Below are 21314 nucleotides of genomic sequence, written 5' to 3' on the forward strand. Positions count from 1 at the left end.
TGGCTTTCACGCTTTGCCTAGTCTCCGCATTTTGCGGGGACGGCGCGGCGGCCTCGTCTCCCCTCCCCCTTGCGGGGAGGGGAGCTCACCGTCTCGGGGCGAGAGATCCCGTCCCAACTACACCAATGGACCCGCCCTACCCCAGCTTCCACCCAGCCTCCTGCGCGAAGCGCTGGAAGAATTCCGGCTCGTAGGCCTGCTCCGGTGATTGGCGCACACGCATGTCCAGCAGCTTGGCGTCCTCGCCGACGAGGATGCGCCATTGCTCCGCCTTGACGCCGTCGAGGATGATCTTGGCCGCCTGTGCCGCCGTGGTCGGCGCGTCCTCGAGGAAGCTGCGGGCGCGCTCGCGGGCGGCAGCCTGGATGTCGGCATCGCTCATGGCGGCGACGTCGATGCCCATGCCCTTCATGCGCTGGCGCGCAAGCCCGATCTCGGTCTCGCTCAGCTCGTCTGACTCGGTGCCGCTCTGCACCTTGCGCGAGTTCGACACGATCGAGGTGCCGATGTGGCCGGGCATCACCACCGAGCATTTGATGTGCGGGGCGTTGAGGCGGAGGTCGTTGATCAGCGCTTCGGTAAATCCCTTCACCGCGAACTTTGCGGCGCTGTAGGCGGTGTGCGAGACGCCCATGCCGACCGAGGCCCAGAAGCCGTTGACGCTCGAGGTGTTGACGATATGGGCCTCGTCTGCCTTCAGCAGCATCGGCAGGAAGGTGCGGACGCCGAGATAGACGCCGCCCCAGCAGATGTTGAAGGTGCGCTCCCACTGCTCCCGGGAGTTGGTGAACAGGCTGCCGCCGCCGCCGATGCCGGCATTGTTGAACAGCAGGTGGATCCTGTCCGTGGCCTGCTGCTCGGCGAGCTCATCGCGAAAGCGCTGCAGCTGCGCTTCGATCGAGACGTCGGCGACATGGGTGGTGACACGCAGGCCCTGCGGCAGCTTCTCGGCCTCGCACAGCCGCTTGGTTTCGGCCATCGCCTCGGCCGAGACGTCGCACATGGCGACGTTGCAGCCTTCGGCAACGAGCTGGCGCGCGAGCTCGCGGCCCATGCCCGTGCCGCCCCCGGTGATCACGGCGATCCTGCCGGCGAAATCCTTCATTGGATGGTCTTCCTTCCCTGCTGCGGGACGGCCATGCCGTCCCGGCGACCTGCTCGTTCTCTTCGCGGAACGCGTTCCGAGCTTAGGACGTTTCGCCGGCCTGACCAGAGGGGATGTCGGGGATTTGCGTTGCAGCGCATGCAACGAAGATTTCAGCTTGGGGTTGAACCTTCTCGAGGGGCGTCCGACTTATTCCACGGGGAGGCAGGCTCGAGGAGGTTCGCATGGCGTACCAACAGGGGCACTGGCAGGACGAAGGCTGGCGCGACACGATGGTCGATCCCGCGGGATCTGACGACGGCGCCTATGTGACGGGCTGGACGATCAGCGGGCTCGCAGTGATCGGCACCATCGTCGCGGTCTGGCTGCTCGGGATCTGAGACCCGAGACGGTCTGCAGCAGATATGAAAAGGCTCGCCACCGGCGATCGGCCTGCGCAGGACGATTGCGCCGCCTCTCCTCCTCGCCGCGACGTTCGTTCTGCACCGCTTTGAGCTGGAGGCCGCCGCCGCGTCGCAGGCAGCGGTACTGGTCCCATCCGGTCGAACTCGTTGCATACAATTAAAGTCAGTTGACTAAATTTTAGGCTGATATCGGGCAGGAAATTCGTCTGCCCAAGCTGCGATCATCTGCAAAATCGCGCCATTTCAACAGCTTGGTGCGCCTGCCTTCCCACGCGCCGCTGGCACAAAGCTTGCGATCACTCCCTTCAAGGCTCCGCCGTGGCGGTGAAGCCGAGATGACAGCGCGGGCGGACCGACCCGCCGAGGGAGCTCACCAATGGACTTTGGCAGGATTTCACGACGGCATCTGTTGCAGGGTGGCGCGGCGCTGACGCTCGGCGCAGCCGCGGGCCTGCGGCCGGCCTTCGCAGCGGAGACGACGATCGGCTTCATCTATGTCGGCTCGCGCGACGACTACGGCTACAACCAGGCGCATGCGCAAGGCGCGGCGGCGCTGAAGAAGCTGCCCGGGCTGAAGGTGATCGAAGAGGAGAAGGTGCCGGAGACCGACGCGGTCGAGAAGACGATCGAGTCGATGATCAATCTCGACGGCGCCACCCTGCTCTTCCCGACCTCGTTCGGCTACTACAATCCGCACATGATCAAGATGGCCGCGAAGTATCCGAAGCTGCGCTTCGAGCACTGCGGCGGCCTGTGGAGCGAGAAGGACCCGAAGAACGCCGGCTCCTATTTCGGCTATATCGACGAGGCGCAGTACATTGCCGGTATCGTCGCCGGCTATACGAGCAAGAGCGGCAAGCTCGGCTTCGTCGCCGCCAAGCCGATCCCGCAGGTCCTGCGCAACATCAACGCCTTCACGCTCGGCGCCAAGCTCGCCAATCCCAAGGCCACCACGCAGGTGATCTTCACCGGCGACTGGTCGATGCCGGTCAAGGAGGCCGAGGCCACCAACAGCCTGATCGACCAGGGCGTGGACGTCCTGACCTGCCATGTCGACGGCCCCAAGACGATGGTGGAGAATGCCGCGCGCCGCGGCGCCTTCGTCACCGGCTATCACGTCAACCAGTCGCCTTTGGCACCGAAAGCGTATCTCACCGGCGCAGAATGGAATTGGGAAGCGCTGTATCCGAAGTTCGTCAAGATGCTCCAGGCTGGCGAGAGCATTCCGAACTTCTATCGCGGCGGCCTCAAGGAAGAAGTGGTCAAGATCTCGGCGTATGGCGAGGCGGTGTCCGAGCAGGCGCGCAAGCATGCCGACGACATCAAGAGCAAGTTCCTCGGTGAGGGCTACACCATCTTCAAGGGCCCGATCAAGGACAACAAGGGCAACACCGTGATCACCGCCGGCACCGAGCGCGGCCAGAAGGATCCTGAGCTCGAGAAGATGGACTACCTGGTCGAGGGCGTGATCGGAGCCACGTCGTGACATCAGAGGCGGCCGATCCGGTTGATGCGGCCGCCATCGCGCCGGCCGCCGACGCAGGTTTCCTGCAACGTTATGGCGCGAGCATTGAATACATTCTCATCCCGGGCGCGGCGCTGGTCGCCGCGCTCATCGTGTTCGGCATCTTCGTCGCGCTGTTCGGCAAGAACCCGCTCGACCTCTATTGGTACATGTATTACGGCGCGTTCGGCACCTGGTTCTCCTGGCAGAACACGCTGACGCGGGCAGCTCCCTTGATTTTGACAGCGCTATGCACCGCCCTGCCCGCGCAATTGGGCATGGTGATCATCGGCGGCGAAGGCGCGCTCCTGATCGGCGCGCTCTCGGCAACCTCGGCGGCACTGGCGCTGCAGGGGATGCCGCCGCTGGTGGTGCAGATCGCGATGGTGATCGCCGGCATGACCGGCGGCGGGTTGTGGATCCTGCTGTCCGGGGCCTTGCGGCAGTATCGCGGTGTCAACGAGACGATCTCGAGCCTGCTGCTGGTCTATATCGCGCTCGCGATCCTCAACCATCTCGTCGAAGGCGCGATGCGCGATCCGGCCAGCCTCAACAAGCCGTCGACGCGCGAGATCGGCGCCGCCAACATGATCGGCAGCATTCCCGGCGCCGACGTGCATTGGGGCCTGGTGTTCGGCCTGATTGCCGCCATCGCGGCCTATGTGCTGATCTACCACACCACCTTCGGCTTTGCCGCGCGCGTCGCCGGCGGCAACATCCGCGCCGCCAAGATCGTCGGTCTGTCGGTCGGCAAATTGATCCTCACCGTCTGCTTTCTCGCGGGCGCCTGCGCCGGCCTTGCCGGCATGGTCGAGGTCGCCGCCGTGCAGGGCCGCACCAACGCCAACCTCGCGGTCGGCTACGGCTTCACCGGCATCCTCGTGGCGTTCCTGGCGCGGCAGAATCCGCTCGCCATCATTCCGGTCGCGATCCTGCTCGGCGGCATCAATGCGTCGGGCGGACTGCTGCAGCGCCGGCTCGGCCTGCCCGACGCCTCGGTGCTGGTGCTTCAGGGCATCATCTTCATCTCGGTGCTGGCGAGCGACGCGCTCTACGGCCGCATCGGTTTCCTCAAGGGAAAGTCCTGATCCATGGCTGACGGCAATATCGGGCTCTGGACCGTGCCGCTCGCGGTGCTCGGCGGCGCCATCCGCGTCTCCACGCCGTTCCTGTTCGTGAGCCTAGGGGAATGCATCACCGAGCGTTCGGGCCGCATCAATCTCGGCCTCGAGGGCACCCTGGTGATGGGCGCAATGAGCGCCTATGGCATCTCCTATCTCACGGGATCGCCGTGGGCAGGCGTGCTCGCCGCTGGCCTCACCGGCGCGCTGCTCGGCGCGCTCCACGCCGGCATCTGCTCGCTGCCGCGCGTCAACGACGTCGCGGTAGGAATCTCGCTGATGCTGTTCGGCACCGGCCTCGCCTTCTTCCTCGGCAAGCCGCTGATCGAGCCCACCGCCGCGCGGCTGCCGGCGATCGATTTCGGCTGGTGGAGCGACGTGGCGCAGGTTCGCGCCGCGCTGCGCATCAACGTGCTGTTCCTGCTTGGCGTGGGACTCGCGCCGTTGCTGCTGTGGGCATTCAAGACCACGCGCTGGGGCCTCCTGATCCGCACTGCCGGCGAGAGCGCCGACGCGGCGCGGGCGATGGGCCATTCGGTGCTGATGATCCGACTGCGCGCCACCATGGCCGGCGGCTTCCTCGCCGGCATCGGCGGCTCGTTCCTGTCGCTGTTCTATCCCGGCAGCTGGAACGAGGGCTTGTCGTCGGGACAAGGCATCACGGCGGTGGCGCTGGTGATCTTCGCACGCTGGGACCCGATGCTGTGCCTGTGGGCCTCGCTGGCGTTCGGCGGCGCCGCCGCGCTCGGACCGGCGCTGCAATCCGTCGGCGTCACCTCCGGCTATCACTTGTTCAATGCCGCGCCGTATATCCTGACGCTGCTGATCATGATCATCACCTGCTCGCCGAAACGCACCCTGAGCGGCGCGCCGGCTGAATTGTCCATCACCCGCTGATTTCGGAGGTCCATCATGACCGCGCGCACCATCCGCTCCGAGCCCTATGCCTGGCCCTACAACGGCGATCTCTGTCCAGAGAACACGGCACTGATCGTGATCGACATGCAGACCGATTTCTGCGGCGTCGGCGGCTATGTCGACAAGATGGGCTATGACCTCTCCTTGACCCGCGCCCCCATCGAGCCGATCAAGACGCTGCTGACGGTGATGCGCGCGCAGGGCTTCCTGATCATCCACACCCGGGAGGGCCACCGCACCGATCTCTCCGACCTGCCCGCCAACAAGCGCTGGCGCTCGCAGCAGATCGGCGCCGGGATCGGCGATCCCGGGCCGTGCGGCCGCATCCTGGTGCGCGGCGAGCCGGGGTGGGAGATCATTCCCGAACTCGCGCCGGCTCCGGGCGAGATCGTCATCGACAAGCCCGGCAAGGGCTCGTTCTGCGCCACCGACCTCGAGCTGATCCTGCGCCTCAAGGGCATCCAGAACATCGTGCTGACCGGCATCACCACCGACGTGTGCGTCCACACCACGATGCGCGAAGCCAATGACCGCGGCTTCGAATGCGTGCTGCTGTCGGACTGCTGCGGCGCCACCGACAAGGGCAATCACGATCACGCGCTGAAGATGATCAAGATGCAGGGCGGCGTGTTCGGCGCGGTCGCGACCTCCTCCGCGCTGATCGAGGCGCTGTCGTGATCGGCGACGATCCGACGCCTGCGGGCGCGTTCGGCGTCGAGGCCATCGCGATGACGATGCGCTTCGGCGCGTTCACCGCGCTCGACAATGTCGAGCTGAAGGTCAGGCCCGGCTCGTTCCACGCGCTGCTCGGCGAGAACGGCGCCGGCAAGTCGACCTTGGTCAAATGCATCATGGGCTACTATCGGCCGACCGAGGGCGATGTGCTGATCGCCGAGCGCGAGCGCGCAATCGACAACCCCAGGGATGCGCATGCGCTCGGCCTCGGCATGGTCTACCAGCACTTCACGCTGGTACCGGCGATGACGGTGGCCGAGAACCTGGTGCTGGCGCGTGACGACGTACCGGCAGTGGTCAACTGGGCCAAGGAGAAGAAGGAGCTGGAGGCCTTCCTGGCGCGCATGCCGTTCCGCGTGCCGCTCGACGCCAAAGTGTCGGACATCTCCGCCGGCGAGCGGCAGAAATGCGAGATCCTCAAGCAGCTCTATCTGAAGCGGCGCTTCCTGATCCTGGACGAGCCGACCTCGGTGCTGACGCCGGGCGAGGCGGATGAAGTCCTGGGCATGCTGCGCAAGATGGTCGAGGCCGGCGAGCTGACCATTTTGATGATCACCCACAAATTCCGCGAGGTCATGGCGTTCGCCGACGAGGTCACGATCCTCCGGCGCGGCAAGCTCGCTGGCCGCGGCAAGGTCGGCGAGCTCACCCCCGACGACATGGCGCGGATGATGATCGGCGCCGAGCAGCTCACCGTACAGCCGGCGCGCACCGGCGCGGCCGGTGCGATCAGGCTCGCGATCGACAAGCTGGTCGCCCGCGACGACGCCGGAGGCCTGGCAGTGCATGACCTGTCGCTGACCGTACGCGCCGGCGAGATCGTCGGCATCGCCGGCGTCTCCGGCAACGGCCAGCGCCAGCTGGTCGAGGTGCTCGCCGGCCAGCGCGAGGCCGAGAGCGGCGCTGTCAGAGTTTCCGGCGCAGCCTATTCCGCCACGCGCGACGAGATGCGCCGGCACAAGATGTCGCTGCTCCCCGAGGAGCCACTGAGGAACGCCTGCGTCGGCGGCATGAGCGTCGCAGACAACATCGCGCTCCGCGATTTCGACCGCGTTCCGTTCGCGCGCGGCGGCTGTTGGCTGAACAAGTCCGCCTTCCGAAAGGACGCGACCGCCAAGATCAACCGCTACAAGATCAAGACCCGCACGCCGGACACGCCGATCTCGGCACTCTCAGGCGGCAACGTGCAGCGCGCCGTGCTGGCGCGCGAGCTCGGCCACGACGTCGAGGTGCTGATCGCCGCCAATCCCTGCTTCGGCCTCGACTTCGCGGCGGTGGCGCAGATCCATGCCGAGATCATGGCCGCCCGCAACCGCGGCGCAGCCGTGCTCCTGGTCAGCGAGGACCTCGACGAGCTGCTCGAACTGTCGGACCGCCTCGTGGTGATGTTCCACGGCCAGCTGGTCTACGAGACCCGGGCGAGCGGTGCCGATCTCACCGAGATCGGCCGCCACATGGCGGGGCATTGAGCCGGCCCCGCGAAACGACTTCAACGTGTTGACGACTAATTCATCGCGCCGGGGTAACATGGCTCCCGGCGGGCTTTGATCGGCCTGTGATACGCCGCGCCTGCCCGCATTTTCGTTATTGTGTTTCAAACCCTTAGATTGCAGGTCGGTCTCATGAAGGCCTATTTCATCGGCGGCGGCATCGGTTCGCTCTCAGGCGCAGCATTCATGATCCGCGACGGCGGCATCTCCGGATCGGACATCACCGTCTTCGAGAAGCGCCTGCCCTATGGCGGCAGCCTCGACGGCACGCGTCTTCCGGACGGCTCCTACTCGATGCGCGGCGGGCGCATGCTGACGACCGAGCAATACGAATGCACTTGGGACCTGCTGTCGACCATTCCCTGCGAAACCAACGCTCAGGAGACCATCCTCCAGGAGACCGTGGCGTTCAACAAGCTCCACGTCACCCACGCGCAGGCGCGGCTGGTCGACGGCAACCGGCACAAGGTCGACGTCTCCACCATGGGCTTCTCGATGCAGGACCGCATCGAGATGACCAGGCTCACCGAGGCCTCCGAGGAGAAGCTCGGCAATTCCTTGATCTCGGACTGGCTGTCGCCGCCTTTCTTCACCACCAGTTTCTGGTACATGTGGCAGACGACGTTCGCCTTCCAGACTTGGCACAGCGCGGTCGAGTTCAGGCGCTATCTGCGCCGCTTCATGAACGAATTCCCGATGATGGATACGCTTGGCGGCGTCAAGCGGACGGTGCACAACCAGAACGACTCGATCGTCAAGCCGCTGGTCCGCTGGCTCGAAGGCCACGGCGTCAACTTCGTCGGTGGCACGGATGTCACCGATATCGAGCTCGTCACCATCAGCGGCAAGCACCGCGCCGTCAGGCTTGCTCTGACGCAGGACGGCGCGAGCCGCACGATCGATCTCGCCGACGACGATCTGGTGTTCTACACGGCCGGCTCCATGACGGATGCGACCAGCCTCGGCAGCCACGGGGCTCCGCCGCAACAGCTCACCAAGGACGACAGCCACGGCTGGACCCTGTGGGAGAAGCTCGCACAGGGCCGCCCCGAGTTCGGCAATCCGGCCGCGTTCAATTCATCGGTTCCGGAATCGAGCTTCGAGTCGTTCACGGTGACCTGCCGCAATGCGCGCTTCTTCGATGCGATGCAGACTTTCACCGGCAATGTCGCCGGCACCGGCGGGCTCGTCACGTTCAAGGATTCGAACTGGCGGATGTCGATCGTGCTCTACACCCAGCCATACTTTCCGGACCAACCCGACAACATCAGGATCTTCTGGGGCTATGGGCTCTATCCCGATCGCGTCGGCAATTTCTTGGGGAAGCCGATGTCCGAGTGCAGCGGCGCCGAAATCCTGAAGGAGCTGTGCGGGCATCTGCGCTTCCCGCTCGCCGTGTTCGACGAGGCGACCTGCGTGCCGTGCTGGATGCCCTACATCATGAGCATGTTCATGCCGCGCAGCTTTGGCGACCGGCCGCTACCGGTGCCGCTCACCTCGCAGAATCTCGCCTTCATCGGCCAATATGTCGAGCTGCCTGAGGACGCCGTCTTCACGATCGAATATTCGGTGCGCGCGGCCATGCATGCGGTCTATCAGCTCTTGAAGATCGACCGGGCCATTCCGCCCGTGACGCCCTACGACAAATCGCTGAAGGTGCTGCTGCAGTCGGTGGTGAAATCATTCGCCTGACGGACCACGCGAGATCGTGATCACCGCGCGTCGCAGCGCTTGACCTGGATCAGTTCCATGAGGGAACACAGCGGCTAAGCCCCGGATCGTAGCACACGATCCCGGGTGAACCATCATGAAGGCGTATTTCATCGGCAGCGGCATCGGCGCATTGGCCGGCGCGGCATTCCTGATCCGTGACGGCGGCGTCGAAGGCCGCGACATCACGATCTTCGAAAAGCACCTGCCCTATGGCGGCAGCCTCGATGGTGCGCGGCTGCCCGACGGCTCCTATTCGCTGCGCGGCGGCCGCATGCTGACGACCGATCACTACGAGTGCACGTGGGACCTGCTCTCCACCATCCCCGATGCCGGCGATCCCAACCGCACCGTGCGCGACGAGACGATCGCCTTCAACAAGGTCCATGTCGCGCATTCGCAGGCGCGCCTCGTCGACCGCAACCGGCACAAGGTCGACGTCTCCACCATGGGCTTCACCATGCAGGACCGGCTCGAATTGGTGCGGCTGACCGAGGCCTCCGAGGAGAAGCTCGGCAACTCCCGCATCACCGACTGGCTGTCGCCACCGTTCTTCACCACGAACTTCTGGTTCATGTGGCAGACGACGTTCGCGTTCCAGCCCTGGCACAGCGCGGTCGAGTTCAAGCGTTATCTGCATCGCTTCATGAACGAGTTTCCGCGCATCGAGACGCTGGCTGGCGTCAAGCGCACCGTGTTCAATCAGTACGACGCGATCGTCGTGCCGCTCGTCAAATGGCTGGAGGGCCATGGCGTGAATTTCGCCGGCGGCGTCGACGTCACCGACATGGAGATCGCGACGGAAGCCGGCAAGCACGTCGTCAAGCGTCTGACGCTGGATCGCAGCGGCCAGCCGGAGACGATTGCGCTGTCGAGCGACGATCTCGTCTTCCTGCAGAACGGCTCGATGACGGACGCGACCAGCCTGGGCACCCAGGATGCACCGCCGCCGCGGCTCACCAGGCAGGACAGCCAGGGCTGGACGCTGTGGGAGAAGATCGCGAAGGACCGCCCCGATTTTGGCAATCCCGCGGCGTTCAACTCATCGATACCGGAATCCTGCTGGGAATCGTTCACCGTCACCTGCCGCAATCCGCGCTTCTTCGACGCGATGGAGGCGTTCAGCGGCAACGCCGCCGGCACCGGCGGGCTCGTCACCTTCACCGAATCCAACTGGCTGATGTCGGTCGTGCTGTATCACCAGCCGCATTTCGTCGATCAGCCTGCCGACGTGCAGGTGTTCTGGGGCTATGCGCTGCATCCCGATCGCATCGGCAATTTTGTGCCGAAGGCGATGGCCGATTGCGGCGGCGCCGACATTCTCAAGGAGCTCTGCGGCCACCTCAACTTCGACCTCTCGGTGTTCGACCAGGCGACCTGCGTGCCCTGCCGCCTGCCCTACATCACCAGCATGTTCATGCCGCGCAACAAGGCGGACCGGCCGCTGCCGGTGCCGGCGAACTCGAAGAACCTCGCCTTCGTCAGCCAGTTCGTCGAGATCCCCGACGACGTCGTGTTCACGGTGGAATACTCGGTGCGCGCGGCGCAGATGGCGGTCTATCAGCTGCTCGGAATCACCCGGGCGATCCCGCTGATCACGCGCCACGACAAGTCGTTCCGCGTGCTGATCGAGACGATGGAGAAGGCCTTCGCATAACGCCTCTCGCATCGGCAAGAGCGAGCGCGCCCGGATCAGTCTCTATCCGGGGCGCGCTTTCCGTCTCGCGAGGCACAGATGCGCCTCGATCCTTGTTGCGTGAATTGTCAGTAGCCGAGCAGTGCGAGACCGACCCAGCTGACGGCAAACAGCGATACCACCGAGGTTGCAGCGGCGAAAACGGACAGCGAAACTTTCAAAGTCCTGAGGACCATACGCGCCTCCTTCAACGACAATGAACAGCACATCGGGGTGAACCCCGATGTCAGTCTGAAATTTCCTGGAACCGGCTCCACAACGAGCCGAACACAGGTTTGGTGCGCGCGTGCGCGCAAAGGTTCAATGTCAGGGTGTGGGGCCTCAATTGAGCTGCTCGATCGTTAACGGACATGGCCGATCGCGGTTCCCGAATGGAACAGGAATCGCTCCAACGAAGGCCCCTCTCCCCTTCAGAGCCGCCTTCTGCGGGGCTCGAAGGTTGAGAAGGCTCCTGGCTGCAAGTTTTTAGGATGGATCCGGCCGTCAGGCGCTATTTCAGCGGCAGGAACAGGTCCGCAGCCATTTCGTGCTCGGGAACCTCCGGGAAGAAGTTCAGCCGCTGGCAATAGATCGGGAAGTCACGCGCCTCCTCGCCGCTGGCCGGAAGCCAGTCGCGATAGAGGAACAGCGCGGCCGGCTCCAGATTGTGGGTGTTGCCGACGACACGCAGCACCGCGCAGCGTCCGCCGGGGATCACGCCGGCCCTGATTGTCGCGTCCTGCGTTTCGACCGGCTGGTCGGTCCCGACACAAAGGTCCACGCTGTAGTCGGCAGGCGAGGCCGGGCGACGCTCGGAGCGCCAGACCGTGAAGGTTGGATTGGTTCGGGGATGCAGACCGGCGGCCTTGCGCCAGGCGATGAAGCGCTGGATCGTGGCGCCGAGCGTGGCCGGGTCGCCGCGATGCTCCATGATCGCCACCGGCGTGGTCGGCACCTCGCGAATCGTCACGTCGTCAGGGGTATAGGTCGTCCGCATCAGCTTGCTCCTTGCGTCGTCGAGAGGCCCGAAGGCCGCAAGCCACGGCTCCCAGTCGGGAGATTTCCGGAACGATGACGGCGATTGCCCGAACCGTTGCCGAAAGGCGCGGGCAAAGGCGTCCGGCGCGTCGTAGCCGGCCTCCATCGCGACCTCGGTGACGCTTTGGGCATCGCTGTAGGCCAGCTGATAGGACGCCCGCTTCATGCGGGCGAGCTGGATGTAGCGATTCACGGACAGACCGAAGGTCGCCGTGAACTGCCGGTGGAAATGATATTTCGAGTAGGCCGCGATGCTGCTCAGCGCGTCCAGATCGAGATCATCCTCCAGATGCCGGTCGATATGATCCAGCACCCGCTGCATCCGCGCATGGTAGTTTCGCAGCGCCGCCTTCATCGTTCCGTGCTCCGTGGCGGCTGCAGCTAAGCGCAGGCGGACATGACGCGCTCGACCGATCTTGCGGCTTTGTCACGGGGCTCAGTGATCAAGACCGACTTTCACGGATCGACGGCCGTCACGGTCCAGAACGAAGCGGGCACCATGACGCCCGGGCCCTTGGCGTAGCGCGCCAACGCCTTCCTCACGGCGGCGGTCGCGGCCTCCACCGCCTCGGACGGCTGCCCGGCCACGGCACGGCCGCCGGGCCCGATCGCGAGCGCCGTCTGCACCGCGCTATCGAGGCCGGCGCCCGCGCCGAAGTCGAGCGCGATGTCGTGACGCTCCAGCCGGATGCGCCGCAGCCCGGCATCGGTCGTCACCGTCTCCATCCACTCGGGAGCACCGAACGCGAAATCGTCCGGCGCGTGCGGCGGCAAGCCCGGCAGCTTCGGCACGTGGTCATAGGCCGCCTGCAGCGGCTCCAGCGCCCACGGGTTGTCGCGCAGCTCGCCCCAGCAGGCGAACGCGACGCGCCCCTCCGAATGCAGCGCATTGCGGATGTTGAGCACGGCGCGCACCGGATTGGCGAAGTACATGACGCCGAGGCGGGAGATGACGAGATCGGCGCTCGCGGCCTTGAAGTGGTGCACCATGGCGTCGCCTTGCACGAAGCTCACCGGCGCATCGGCAGGGGCGAGCTCGTGGGCCGCGGTCAGCATGGCTGCGGACACGTCGAGGCCGAGCACGCTGCCGCCGGGGCCGACCTTCTCGGCCGCCGCGATCAAGGTCGCCCCGCAACCGCAGCCGATGTCCAGCACCCGTTCGTCCGCCTGAATTGCCGCGCGCTCCAGCAGCGCCTCCTGCACCGGCGCCAGCACCGCATCGATCTCGGCGCGGCGCGCGACCCAGCGCCCGCCGCCCGCACCGTTCCAGAAGGCGATCTGCTCGGCGTTCTCGAAATGCCCAAAGGAGATGTCGGCGACGGCGGCGTCCATGAGGGAAGTCTCGGCAACAAAGTTCACAAATGAAACGAGCCGGCTCGAACAGTGTCCAGCGGCGCCCAGTTCGGGGAGTTTAGGGGGCGGTCTGCAGCTTGAAAAGCCAATCTCACGGACGAAGCGGTCGTGGCAGGTGCGCGCAAAACCGCATCGGCCGACGTCAAATACAGCGATTTGAGAAAATGGTCGGAGCGGCGGGATTCGAACCCACGACCCCTAGTCCCCCAGACTAGTGCGCTAACCGGGCTGCGCCACGCTCCGATGGCCGTTCCTCTAGCCGTGATCGGGGCGGGATGCAAGGCACGGCGGAAGGGTTTCATGGCGTGATCGGATGGAGCGGAGATCGTCGCCCTTCGCCCCCTTCCAGAACGGTGGAGGGTGCACAGCCGACTCGCGGCGCTCGGCGTGGCTCAATGCAACGGACACCCGCCGTCATGCTGGCGCATTCTGACGACCAGCCCCCTCAGACCTCCCTCATCGCCCGGTCGAGCAGCGCGCGGCAGTCGAGCAGCTCCTTGAGCACGCCCTGGAGCTTCTCCCGCTCCTCCGGCTTCATGCCGGCGCGGGTCGGTGGGCCGACGCGGAAGGTGTCGAGGATGTCGTCCTCGGTGTCGACGAAGCGGAAGTCGATGCCCTCCTCGTCGGAAGCTTCCTCCTCCTCGTCCTCCGATTCGACCTCGGCCTCGCCGATCGGCTCCTCTTCCATCATCGCCTGGCCGAGCGTCTCCTCCATCGCGCCGAACGAGACCGCGGCGGAGCTGTCGGCCAGTCCCTGGACCGATTTGACGCCGTGCTCCTTCAGGATGCGCTGCACACCCTTGATGGTGTAGCCTTCGCCATAGAGCAGACGCCGGATGCCCTTGAGCAGGTCGACGTCGTCGGGCCGGTAATAGCGCCGGCCGCCGCTCCGCTTCATCGGCTTGATCTGGGCGAACCGGGTCTCCCAAAACCGCAGCACGTGCTGCGGAATGTCGAGCTCCTGCGCGACCTCGCTGATCGTCCGAAACGCATCCGGCGCCTTGTCCAAATGCCCGTTCCCCTTCGACCGTGCTGACAAGAAAGTGGGAGACTACGCTGAAAAGATTGGACGAACTATACGCGGGACGAACGATACGCGTTCGACACGGCCCTGCCGGCAAAGCAGCGGGACGACGGCCTCGGCCCTAATCCGGCTCGGCGCCGAACTCGGCACTGGCCTCGCCGTTCATCTTGCCGCTGCCCTGCTGGCCGTTGATGCGCTGCTTCAGGATCGCGGACGGCTTGAACACCATGACCCGCCGCGGCGAGATCGGCACTTCCGTGCCGGTCTTCGGGTTTCGTCCGATGCGCTGCCCCTTCTTGCGCACCATGAACGACCCGAAGGACGATAGCTTGACCGTCTCGCCGCGCTCGAGGCAGTCGGTGATCTCCTTCAAGACCAGCTCGACGAACGCAGACGACTCCGTCCGCGACAGCCCCACCTTCTGGTAGACTGCCTCGCAGAGATCGACGCGTGTGACTGTTTTTCCGGTTCCCGCCATCGCCTGCCCCAAACTCACGGCGAATAATTCGCTCCGGAAATTAAGAGGTTAAGCGGCGGTGGTCAACAGCAGCGTGAATAGAAGTACAGGCCGTAGTGCCAATCTCAGGCGTAATCCCGCCGCGCGGCAGGCTCACCAGCGCACCAAAGCCGAGCCCCAGGTAAAGCCGCCGCCCATCGCCTCCAGCAAGACCACGTCGCCCTTCTTGATGCGGCCGTCCTTGACGGCCACGTCGAGCGCCAGCGGGATCGAGGCAGCGGAGGTATTTCCATGCCGATCGACCGTCAATACCACCTTCTCCGGCGCGATGTGCAGCTTGTGCGCCGAAGCGTCGATGATTCGCTTGTTGGCCTGGTGCGGCACGAACCAGTCGATGGTCTCGGCCGACAGGCCGGTGGCATCGAAGGCGTCGACGATCACGTCGGTGATCATGCCGACGGCGTGCTTGAACACCTCGCGGCCTTCCATCCTCAGATGCCCGACGGTCTGGGTCGAGGACGGACCGCCGTCGACATAGAGCTTGGCCTTGTGACGGCCGTCGGAGCGCAGATGCGTGGTCAATACGCCGCGATCGGCTGCCGTGCCGCCCTGCTCCTGAGCGTCCAGGATCAGCGCTCCGGCGCCGTCGCCGAACAGCACGCAGGTGGTGCGGTCGTTCCAGTCGAGGATGCGCGAGAAGGTCTCGGCGCCGATCACCAGCGCGCGCTTGAACGAGCGGCTGCGCAGGAAATTGTCCGCGGTCGCGAGCGCATAGACGAAGCCCGAGCACACCGCCTGCAGGTCGAACGCCGCGCCATGATGGATGCCGAGGCCGTTCTGCACGGCCACTGCAGTCGCCGGAAAGGTGTTGTCCGGGGTCGAGGTGCCCAACACGATCAGATCGATCGACTGCGGATCGACGTCGGCCGCGGCCAACGCGGCACGAGCCGCGTTGATCGCCAGATGCGAGGTGAACTCGCCGTCGGCTGCGACGTGGCGCTCACGGATGCCGGTGCGCTGCACGATCCACTCGTCCGAGGTCTCGATGCGGCTTGCCAGCTCGGCATTGGTCACGACCCGCTGCGGGAGGTACGAGCCACAGCCGAGCACGACCGAACGAATTGTCACGAGACAGCCTCCTGGGCGACGGGTTCGGACGCTGGCGCGCCGCCGTCGGGATTGAGTGTTTGATTGATCTTGGTCAGGAGATCGTAGCGGGCCATCTCATAGCCAACCCTGACCGCCGAGGCAAAGCCCTCGGCATCGGTTCCGCCGTGGCTCTTGACCACCATGCCCTTGAGGCCGAGCACCACGCTGCCGTTGGATTTGCGCGGATCGAGCCGGGCCCGCAAAGCGGCGAAGGCGCCGCGGGCCAACAGATAGCCGATCCGGGCAAGCCAGCTCGCCTGGATCGCGCCGCGCAGGAAATCCGTGACCTGGCGGACGGTGCCCTCGGCCGTCTTCAAAGCGATGTTGCCACTGAAGCCTTCGGTCACGACCACGTCGGCGGCGCCCTTCCCGATGCCGTCGCCCTCGACGAAGCCGATATAGTCGAGCTGCGGCAGGTTCATCGCGCGCAGCTGCTCGGCCGCCTCGCGGATCTCCTCATGGCCCTTGATCTCCTCGACACCGATGTTGAGAAGGCCGACGGTCGGCCTCGGCTTGTTGAACAGCACGCTCGCCAGCGCGCCGCCCATCACGGCCAGCGCGACGAGGTGGTGGGCATCGCCGCCGATCGTTGCCCCGAGGTCGAGCACCACCGATTCGCCGCGCGCGGTCGGCCAGATCGCGGCCAGAGCCGGCCGGTCGATCCCGTCCAGCGTGCGCAGGCAGAAGCGCGCCATCGCCACCAGCGCGCCGGTATTGCCCGCGGACACGGCGACGTCGGCCTCTCCCTTCTTCACCGCCTCGAGCGCGAGCCACATCGACGAGGTCTTTCGGCCGCGCCGGAGCGCCTGGCTCGGCTTGTCCTCCATGCTGACGGCGACGTCGGTGTGGATGACCCGCGAGACCGCCTTCAGCCGCGGATGCCGGTCGAGTTCGGGTACGATCTTGGCGCTATCGCCGAAGAGCAGAAACTCCGCATCCGGATGGCGGCTCAGCGCGATCGCGGCACCGGGGATGACGACGGCCGCGCCGAAATCCCCGCCCATGGCGTCCAGCGCGATTCGAACCTTTTGAGGCATGACGTCCCGGAAACCTGATCTCGAGCTTTGTCTCGTCTTGGCCGTGACTTGGTTGGCCGTGTTTGGCGGTCGTTCAGAGGCATTGCGCGGCCGATGGACGGGCCAGAGGCCGTCCGGGCCTTTTCGTCGCACCCCGACCCGGGCGCGACAATAGCGTCTCTCCGTGTCGAAACAACCTCCCGGGAGCGATGCATTTTGCAACCGCCGCGCCGGGCCGGGGCCGGCAGGGACCCGCCTTTGCCATCGAAATCAGCAGCTTGAGAGGATTTCGAGAGGCTTTGTGACAGGATCGATCGTTTCCGGCCTGCCCAACGGCGCGTCAATCCTCACCCGTTTTCTTCGCTTTGACCGCGCCCGGCCCGGCGGCATCTGCCGATTTCAGCGCCTTCAGCGCCGCGAAGGGATGGGCCTCCGGCTCGGCGGCCGCAGCCACCGGCTGCTCGAACACGGCGCCCGGCTTGCGCGGATAGGGATCGATCCCCAGGAGCAGCGCGTCGGCGGCGAGCCGGCCGAGATCGATCTGCCCGCCAATGATCGGCTCCGGCGGATCGGCCGTCTCCACCTCGCTGTTGGGATCGTCCTCGACCAGATCGGCAAGCTCCGGAATCTGCTCCGGCGGGGCGAACATCTGGTCGATCGGCTCGTCGATCTCGATCTCGATCGGATCCAGCGTGACGACGCAGGTCTGACCGATCCGGGCCTGCACACGGCCCTCGACATGCACCTTGCCGTCCCGCTTCTGGACGACGTCGAACGAGGCATGGGCCGAGATGACCTCGCGCAGATCGGCAACCGCGGCGAGCGCGTTGCGCGTGGCCTCGTCGGCCTCGATCTCGCGATGCAGGCCGGCATCCGGAATCTGCGCCACGATCACCGGCGGTGCCCGCCAGGGGTCCTTGGAAGGGTCTCGCGCCGTTTCGCGCGAGGTGTCTCTGTCTCTGGTCATGTCGCTAGTCCTGCTGAACCGGCCGCGGGAAGCTCCAGCCGGCGCCGAGCAGCCTGTTGTCGTCGAGAGCGGCGAGGTGCGCGGCCACCCGCGCCGCATAGGCGGCAAGTCCGGCCGCGCTGTCCGGATGCTCCCCGTTCAAGATATTCTTCTGCAATGCGTCCGCCAGCCGGGCCTCGCTCTCGGACCAGGCAAGGTCATAGGCGGCGGTGCGGCCATAGAACGCCTCGCCGAACTTCTGCATCCGCTTGGGCACGGTGAGATCCCCCACCCCCATCTCGCGCAGATTGTCGTCCATGTCGTCGCAGAACCGGTCGAACAGCGCCTGCGACAGGTCCGATCCCACCCCGCGCAGCCGCCGCAGCACCAGCCAGAGGTGCAGAATCAGCAGATCGAACCGCCCGTCGACCGTGTCAGGGACATTCAAGTGTCTATAAAACAACGGGTCTCGGGTTTGTGCCACGATCGTGCCATAGATCGGCTCGATGGTCCCGCGCGGGGACGGTCGGGATTTCCTGAGATGGTTGAATGGCCAGAGCATGACGGTTCCGCGGTCGAGTTTCCCTGACCCTGTTCAGGGGCATGTTGCAATCCGCAAGTTTGCCCGGTACGTCAACGCCCTGCCCGACGCAAGGGGACGGGATCCGATCTGAAGAAGATGACCCAGACAATGCGAACGACTGCCCGCCTGCTCTCCCGTGGCTTGAGCTCCCGTCTGCGCACCCTTGGTGCGATCGCGCTGACCTGCCTGGCGCTCGGCGCCTGCACCGGCGAGCAGTTCCAGAAGGGCTACATCATGCCGCCGGGCGCGCTGGAGCAGATCCCGATCGGCGCCAGCCAGGACCAGGTGCTGATCGTGATGGGCACGCCCTCGACGGTGGCGACGCTCGACGGCGAGGTGTTCTACTACATCTCCCAGCGGGCCGAGCGCCCGGTTGCCTTCATGAACCAAAAGGTGGTCGATCAGCGCGTCATTGCGATCTATTTCGACAAGAACCGCCAGGTCCGCCGCCTCGCCAATTACGGTATGAAGGACGGCAAGATCTTCGACTTCGTCAGCCGCACGACGCCGACCTCCGGCCAGGAGCTCAGCTACCTGACGCCGCTGTTCAAGCTGCTCAGCTTCAACTGATCCGGGCCCGATCGCCGCGGTCCGGAATATGTTTCCGGGTGACGGCACAAAGCCGGTGAACTGCGCTGATTGGCGCAGCTCGTGCGCCATTCGCCTGCTTGCTCTGGCGCCGCAATCTTCCCTACCCTGCCGCAAAACAAGAGCAGGGAGGAATCATTGGCTCATCGCATCGCGCTGTCGCGCCGCAAGCTGCTGTCCGGCGCCGCGGCGCTGTCCACAGCCGCCATCCTGCCGCGCGCGAGTCTCGCCGACTGGCGTCCGACCGAGACGGTCAAGCTGATCGTGCCCGCCGCGCCCGGCGGCAGCACCGATGTGATGGGACGCTTGCTGGCCGCGCATCTGCAGACAGCGTGGGGACAATCGGCGGTGGTCGAGAATCGCTCCGGCGGCGGCGGCACGATCGGCGCCGCCGAGGTCGCGCGCAACACCAAGGGCGACGGCCATACGGTCCTGATCGGCAACCCCGGTCCCAACGCGATCGCCTATTCGATCTTCCGCAACCTCGCCTACAAGCCGGATCAGTTGCAGGCGGTCTCCAACATGATCCGCATCCCCAACATCGTCTCGGCGCATCCCTCGACCGGCCTCAAGTCGATCCCGGAGCTGATCGCTTTTCTGAAGGCCAATCCCGACAAGCTGAACTACGCCTCGTCCGGCGTCGGCCAGAGCCCGCATCTGACGGGCGCCTGGTTCCTGCAGCTCACCGGGCTGAAGATGACGCACATTCCGTTCCGCGGCGCCGGCCCGGCGCTGCAGGCCGCCCTCGCCGGCGACATTCAGATCCTGTTCGACAATCTGTTTCCATCGCTGCCGCAGGTGCAGGAGGGCAAGCTGACTGGCCTGTGCGTCACCACGCCGGAACGCAGCGCCAATGCGCCTGACCTGCCGACGATGCGCGAGAGCGCGCCGGAGCTGGCCAAGTTCGACGTCTCGTCCTGGTTCGGCGTATTCCTGCCCAAGGCCTGCCCGCCCGAGATCGTCAGCGCGCTCAACCTGCAGGTCAAGGCGATGCTGGAGCGCGAGGACATCCGCAAGAATATCGCCGCGATGGGCGCGCGGGCCGATTACGGCACGCCGCAGCAATTCGGCGACTTCGTCCAAGCCGAGACAGCCAAATTCGCGTCGATCATCCAGAAGGAAGGCCTGCAGATGGACGTGAAATAGCCCTGGGCCCGGCGGCGCCGCATCTCGGCGGAGCATTGGAATGGGGGGTCGTGGTGTAACGGCACCTTAAGCGGGATGATGCGATACGTGGCAGCCGCGTGTCTTTGATCTGGTTGCGAGATACCGTCGGCGGATGCCGGGCCGACAACCTCGCGTGGATGCGGTCCGATCATCGTCCGAGGGGCAGGCGCCGGCGTCGTCCATCGCGTGAGCCGTGCCTTGCCCAACAGCGTCCTCCATCAGCTCGAAGACATTCTCGCCAGCCGCTACGTCTCCCGGCGCGCCGAGATCTTGGAGCGCGTCACCGACCTGTTCGTCGTGAGCTCGGGCAAGTTCACCGAAGAACACGTCGATCTGTTCGACCACGTGCTGTCCAAGCTGCTCGACAATGTCGCCATTGCGGCGCGGGCGCAGCTCGGCAGCCGGCTCGCGGTCCTGCCTGATGCACCGCCGCGGCTGCTCCGGCTGCTCGCCAGTGACGCGACGATTGCGGTGGCAGGCCCCGTGCTGCGCCAGAGCGACCGGCTCGACGACGAGATCCTGGTTGCGACCGCGCAGACCCAGGGCCAGGAGCATCTGCTCGCGATCTCCGACCGCAAGATCCTCACCGAATCCGTCACCGACGTTCTGGTCGATCGCGGCAATCAGGCCGTCGTTTCGAACACCGCCAACAATGGCGGCGCGCGCTTCTCCGATCACGGCTTCTCCGGCCTGGTGACGAAGGCGTCCGACGATCCCGGCCTCGCCTTGAGACTCTGGAGCCGACCCGACAGCCCACGCGAGGTGCTGGTCCGGCTGTTCGCCGAAGCCTCCGACGCGGTGCGCAGCCAGCTCGCCAGCGCTGATGCGGCGCGGGCCGAGATCGTCGAGCTCGCCGTGGCGCAGGCTTCGGATCATCTGCAGGCCGCCGCGCGGACGCGCTCGGCCGATTTCGTCACCGCCAAGGACTATGTCGAGCTGCTGCACGCGACCGGCCAGCTCCACGAGGCGCAGCTCCACGGCTTCGGCAAGGAAGCCAGCTTCGACAAGGTCACGCTGGCACTGTCATTGATGTGCAAGCTGCCGCTCGACGTGGTCGAGCGCGCCTTCGTGCGCAACCAGCCGGACCAGCTCCTGGTGCTCGCCAAGGCGCTCGACTTGTCCTGGGTCACGACGACGACGCTGCTGTTCATGCAGGCGAGCGCCAGCGGCAGCGCACGCCCACAGCTCGACCAGCATCTGGCGAGCTTCTCGCAGCTGCAGCCGCGCATGGCGCAGAGCACGTTGCAGAGCTATCGGACGCGGCAGCGCGCGGCCGAGTAGCAAACAACCAAACAACACAGCCTCATGAAAAGACCCCGCGGCTCGCGCCG

At 65.6% G+C, this 21314-nt stretch carries 20 protein-coding genes and 1 tRNA gene; 11 read left to right on the forward strand and 10 right to left on the reverse strand.

Going from position 1 to position 21314, the window contains the following annotated elements; translation table 11 throughout:
- Nucleotides 1-136: 136 nt before the first annotated feature.
- Complete coding sequence (locus ACQR1E_RS25045) at nt 137-1105, reverse strand: SDR family NAD(P)-dependent oxidoreductase (RefSeq protein ID WP_434897684.1); 969 nt, start codon at nt 1103-1105, stop codon at nt 137-139.
- 224 nt (nt 1106-1329) lie between these two features.
- Between ACQR1E_RS25045 and ACQR1E_RS25050 the strand changes: the two genes are divergently transcribed.
- The 8 genes from ACQR1E_RS25050 (at nt 1330) to ACQR1E_RS25085 (ending at nt 10644) form a co-directional block, all read left to right on the forward strand.
- Nucleotides 1330-1485, forward strand: a complete 156-nt coding sequence (locus ACQR1E_RS25050) for a hypothetical protein (RefSeq protein WP_315711478.1) — start codon at nt 1330-1332, stop codon at nt 1483-1485.
- Nucleotides 1486-1885: 400 nt separating this feature from the next.
- On the forward strand, nt 1886-2995 hold the full coding sequence (locus ACQR1E_RS25055) for a BMP family ABC transporter substrate-binding protein (protein ID WP_315827194.1): 1110 nt from the start codon (nt 1886-1888) through the stop codon (nt 2993-2995).
- Nucleotides 2992-4101 (forward strand): ABC transporter permease, encoded by a 1110-nt coding sequence (locus ACQR1E_RS25060; RefSeq protein ID WP_434897685.1) that lies wholly within the window; start codon nt 2992-2994, stop codon nt 4099-4101. Before ACQR1E_RS25055 ends, ACQR1E_RS25060 begins: the two co-directional genes overlap by 4 nt.
- A gap of 3 nt (nt 4102-4104) precedes the next feature.
- Nucleotides 4105-5031 (forward strand): ABC transporter permease, encoded by a 927-nt coding sequence (locus ACQR1E_RS25065; protein ID WP_315711472.1) that lies wholly within the window; start codon nt 4105-4107, stop codon nt 5029-5031.
- Between the two features lie 15 nt (nt 5032-5046).
- Nucleotides 5047-5730: a biuret amidohydrolase gene (gene biuH, locus ACQR1E_RS25070; protein ID WP_434897686.1), complete on the forward strand. Its 684-nt coding sequence runs from the start codon at nt 5047-5049 to the stop codon at nt 5728-5730.
- A 50-nt stretch (nt 5731-5780) separates the two neighbouring features.
- Nucleotides 5781-7256 carry an ABC transporter ATP-binding protein gene (locus tag ACQR1E_RS25075; protein ID WP_316165444.1) on the forward strand — a complete coding sequence of 492 codons (1476 nt, stop codon included), beginning with the start codon at nt 5781-5783 and terminating at the stop codon, nt 7254-7256.
- A gap of 153 nt (nt 7257-7409) precedes the next feature.
- Nucleotides 7410-8969, forward strand: a complete 1560-nt coding sequence (locus ACQR1E_RS25080) for an oleate hydratase (protein ID WP_434897687.1) — start codon at nt 7410-7412, stop codon at nt 8967-8969.
- A 115-nt stretch (nt 8970-9084) separates the two neighbouring features.
- Nucleotides 9085-10644: an oleate hydratase gene (locus ACQR1E_RS25085; protein ID WP_434897688.1), complete on the forward strand. Its 1560-nt coding sequence runs from the start codon at nt 9085-9087 to the stop codon at nt 10642-10644.
- 529 nt (nt 10645-11173) lie between these two features.
- On the opposite strand, the gene ACQR1E_RS25090 is transcribed toward ACQR1E_RS25085, so the two are convergent.
- The 9 genes from ACQR1E_RS25090 to ACQR1E_RS25130 all read right to left on the reverse strand — a co-directional run bounded on the left by ACQR1E_RS25090 (nt 11174) and on the right by ACQR1E_RS25130 (nt 18207).
- Entirely contained in the window at nt 11174-12055 is an 882-nt protein-coding gene (locus ACQR1E_RS25090) for an AraC family transcriptional regulator (protein WP_315711467.1), read from the reverse strand.
- Between the two features lie 101 nt (nt 12056-12156).
- Complete coding sequence (locus ACQR1E_RS25095; protein ID WP_434897689.1) at nt 12157-13032, reverse strand: class I SAM-dependent methyltransferase; 876 nt, start codon at nt 13030-13032, stop codon at nt 12157-12159.
- A 186-nt stretch (nt 13033-13218) separates the two neighbouring features.
- Nucleotides 13219-13296 (reverse strand) — tRNA-Pro (locus ACQR1E_RS25100).
- A 202-nt stretch (nt 13297-13498) separates the two neighbouring features.
- Nucleotides 13499-14062 (reverse strand): MerR family transcriptional regulator, encoded by a 564-nt coding sequence (locus tag ACQR1E_RS25105; protein ID WP_315711463.1) that lies wholly within the window; start codon nt 14060-14062, stop codon nt 13499-13501.
- A gap of 136 nt (nt 14063-14198) precedes the next feature.
- Complete coding sequence (locus tag ACQR1E_RS25110; protein WP_315711462.1) at nt 14199-14555, reverse strand: integration host factor subunit alpha; 357 nt, start codon at nt 14553-14555, stop codon at nt 14199-14201.
- 132 nt (nt 14556-14687) lie between these two features.
- Complete coding sequence (locus ACQR1E_RS25115) at nt 14688-15662, reverse strand: beta-ketoacyl-ACP synthase III (RefSeq protein WP_315711459.1); 975 nt, start codon at nt 15660-15662, stop codon at nt 14688-14690.
- Nucleotides 15659-16720, reverse strand: coding sequence for a phosphate acyltransferase PlsX (gene plsX, locus ACQR1E_RS25120; protein ID WP_315752912.1), 1062 nt, complete (start codon nt 16718-16720; stop codon nt 15659-15661). The genes ACQR1E_RS25115 and plsX overlap by 4 nt, the downstream gene beginning before the upstream one ends.
- A 319-nt stretch (nt 16721-17039) precedes the next feature.
- Nucleotides 17040-17666, reverse strand: a complete 627-nt coding sequence (locus tag ACQR1E_RS25125; RefSeq protein WP_434841190.1) for a YceD family protein — start codon at nt 17664-17666, stop codon at nt 17040-17042.
- 4 nt (nt 17667-17670) lie between these two features.
- Entirely contained in the window at nt 17671-18207 is a 537-nt protein-coding gene (locus tag ACQR1E_RS25130) for a ubiquinol-cytochrome C chaperone family protein (protein ID WP_315711454.1), read from the reverse strand.
- A 129-nt stretch (nt 18208-18336) separates the two neighbouring features.
- On the opposite strand from ACQR1E_RS25130, the gene ACQR1E_RS25135 reads away from it, so the two are divergent.
- The 3 genes from ACQR1E_RS25135 to ACQR1E_RS25145 all read left to right on the forward strand — a co-directional run bounded on the left by ACQR1E_RS25135 (nt 18337) and on the right by ACQR1E_RS25145 (nt 21264).
- Entirely contained in the window at nt 18337-18798 is a 462-nt protein-coding gene (locus tag ACQR1E_RS25135; protein ID WP_315711452.1) for an outer membrane protein assembly factor BamE, read from the forward strand.
- 156 nt (nt 18799-18954) lie between these two features.
- On the forward strand, nt 18955-19962 hold the full coding sequence (locus ACQR1E_RS25140) for a Bug family tripartite tricarboxylate transporter substrate binding protein (protein ID WP_434897690.1): 1008 nt from the start codon (nt 18955-18957) through the stop codon (nt 19960-19962).
- Nucleotides 19963-20181: 219 nt separating this feature from the next.
- Nucleotides 20182-21264, forward strand: a complete 1083-nt coding sequence (locus ACQR1E_RS25145; RefSeq protein WP_434897691.1) for a DUF2336 domain-containing protein — start codon at nt 20182-20184, stop codon at nt 21262-21264.
- Nucleotides 21265-21314: the final 50 nt, after the last annotated feature.

Origin of the sequence: Bradyrhizobium sp. HKCCYLRH1030, from assembly GCF_051168395.1 — a bacterium.
Taxonomy (GTDB): domain Bacteria; phylum Pseudomonadota; class Alphaproteobacteria; order Rhizobiales; family Xanthobacteraceae; genus Bradyrhizobium.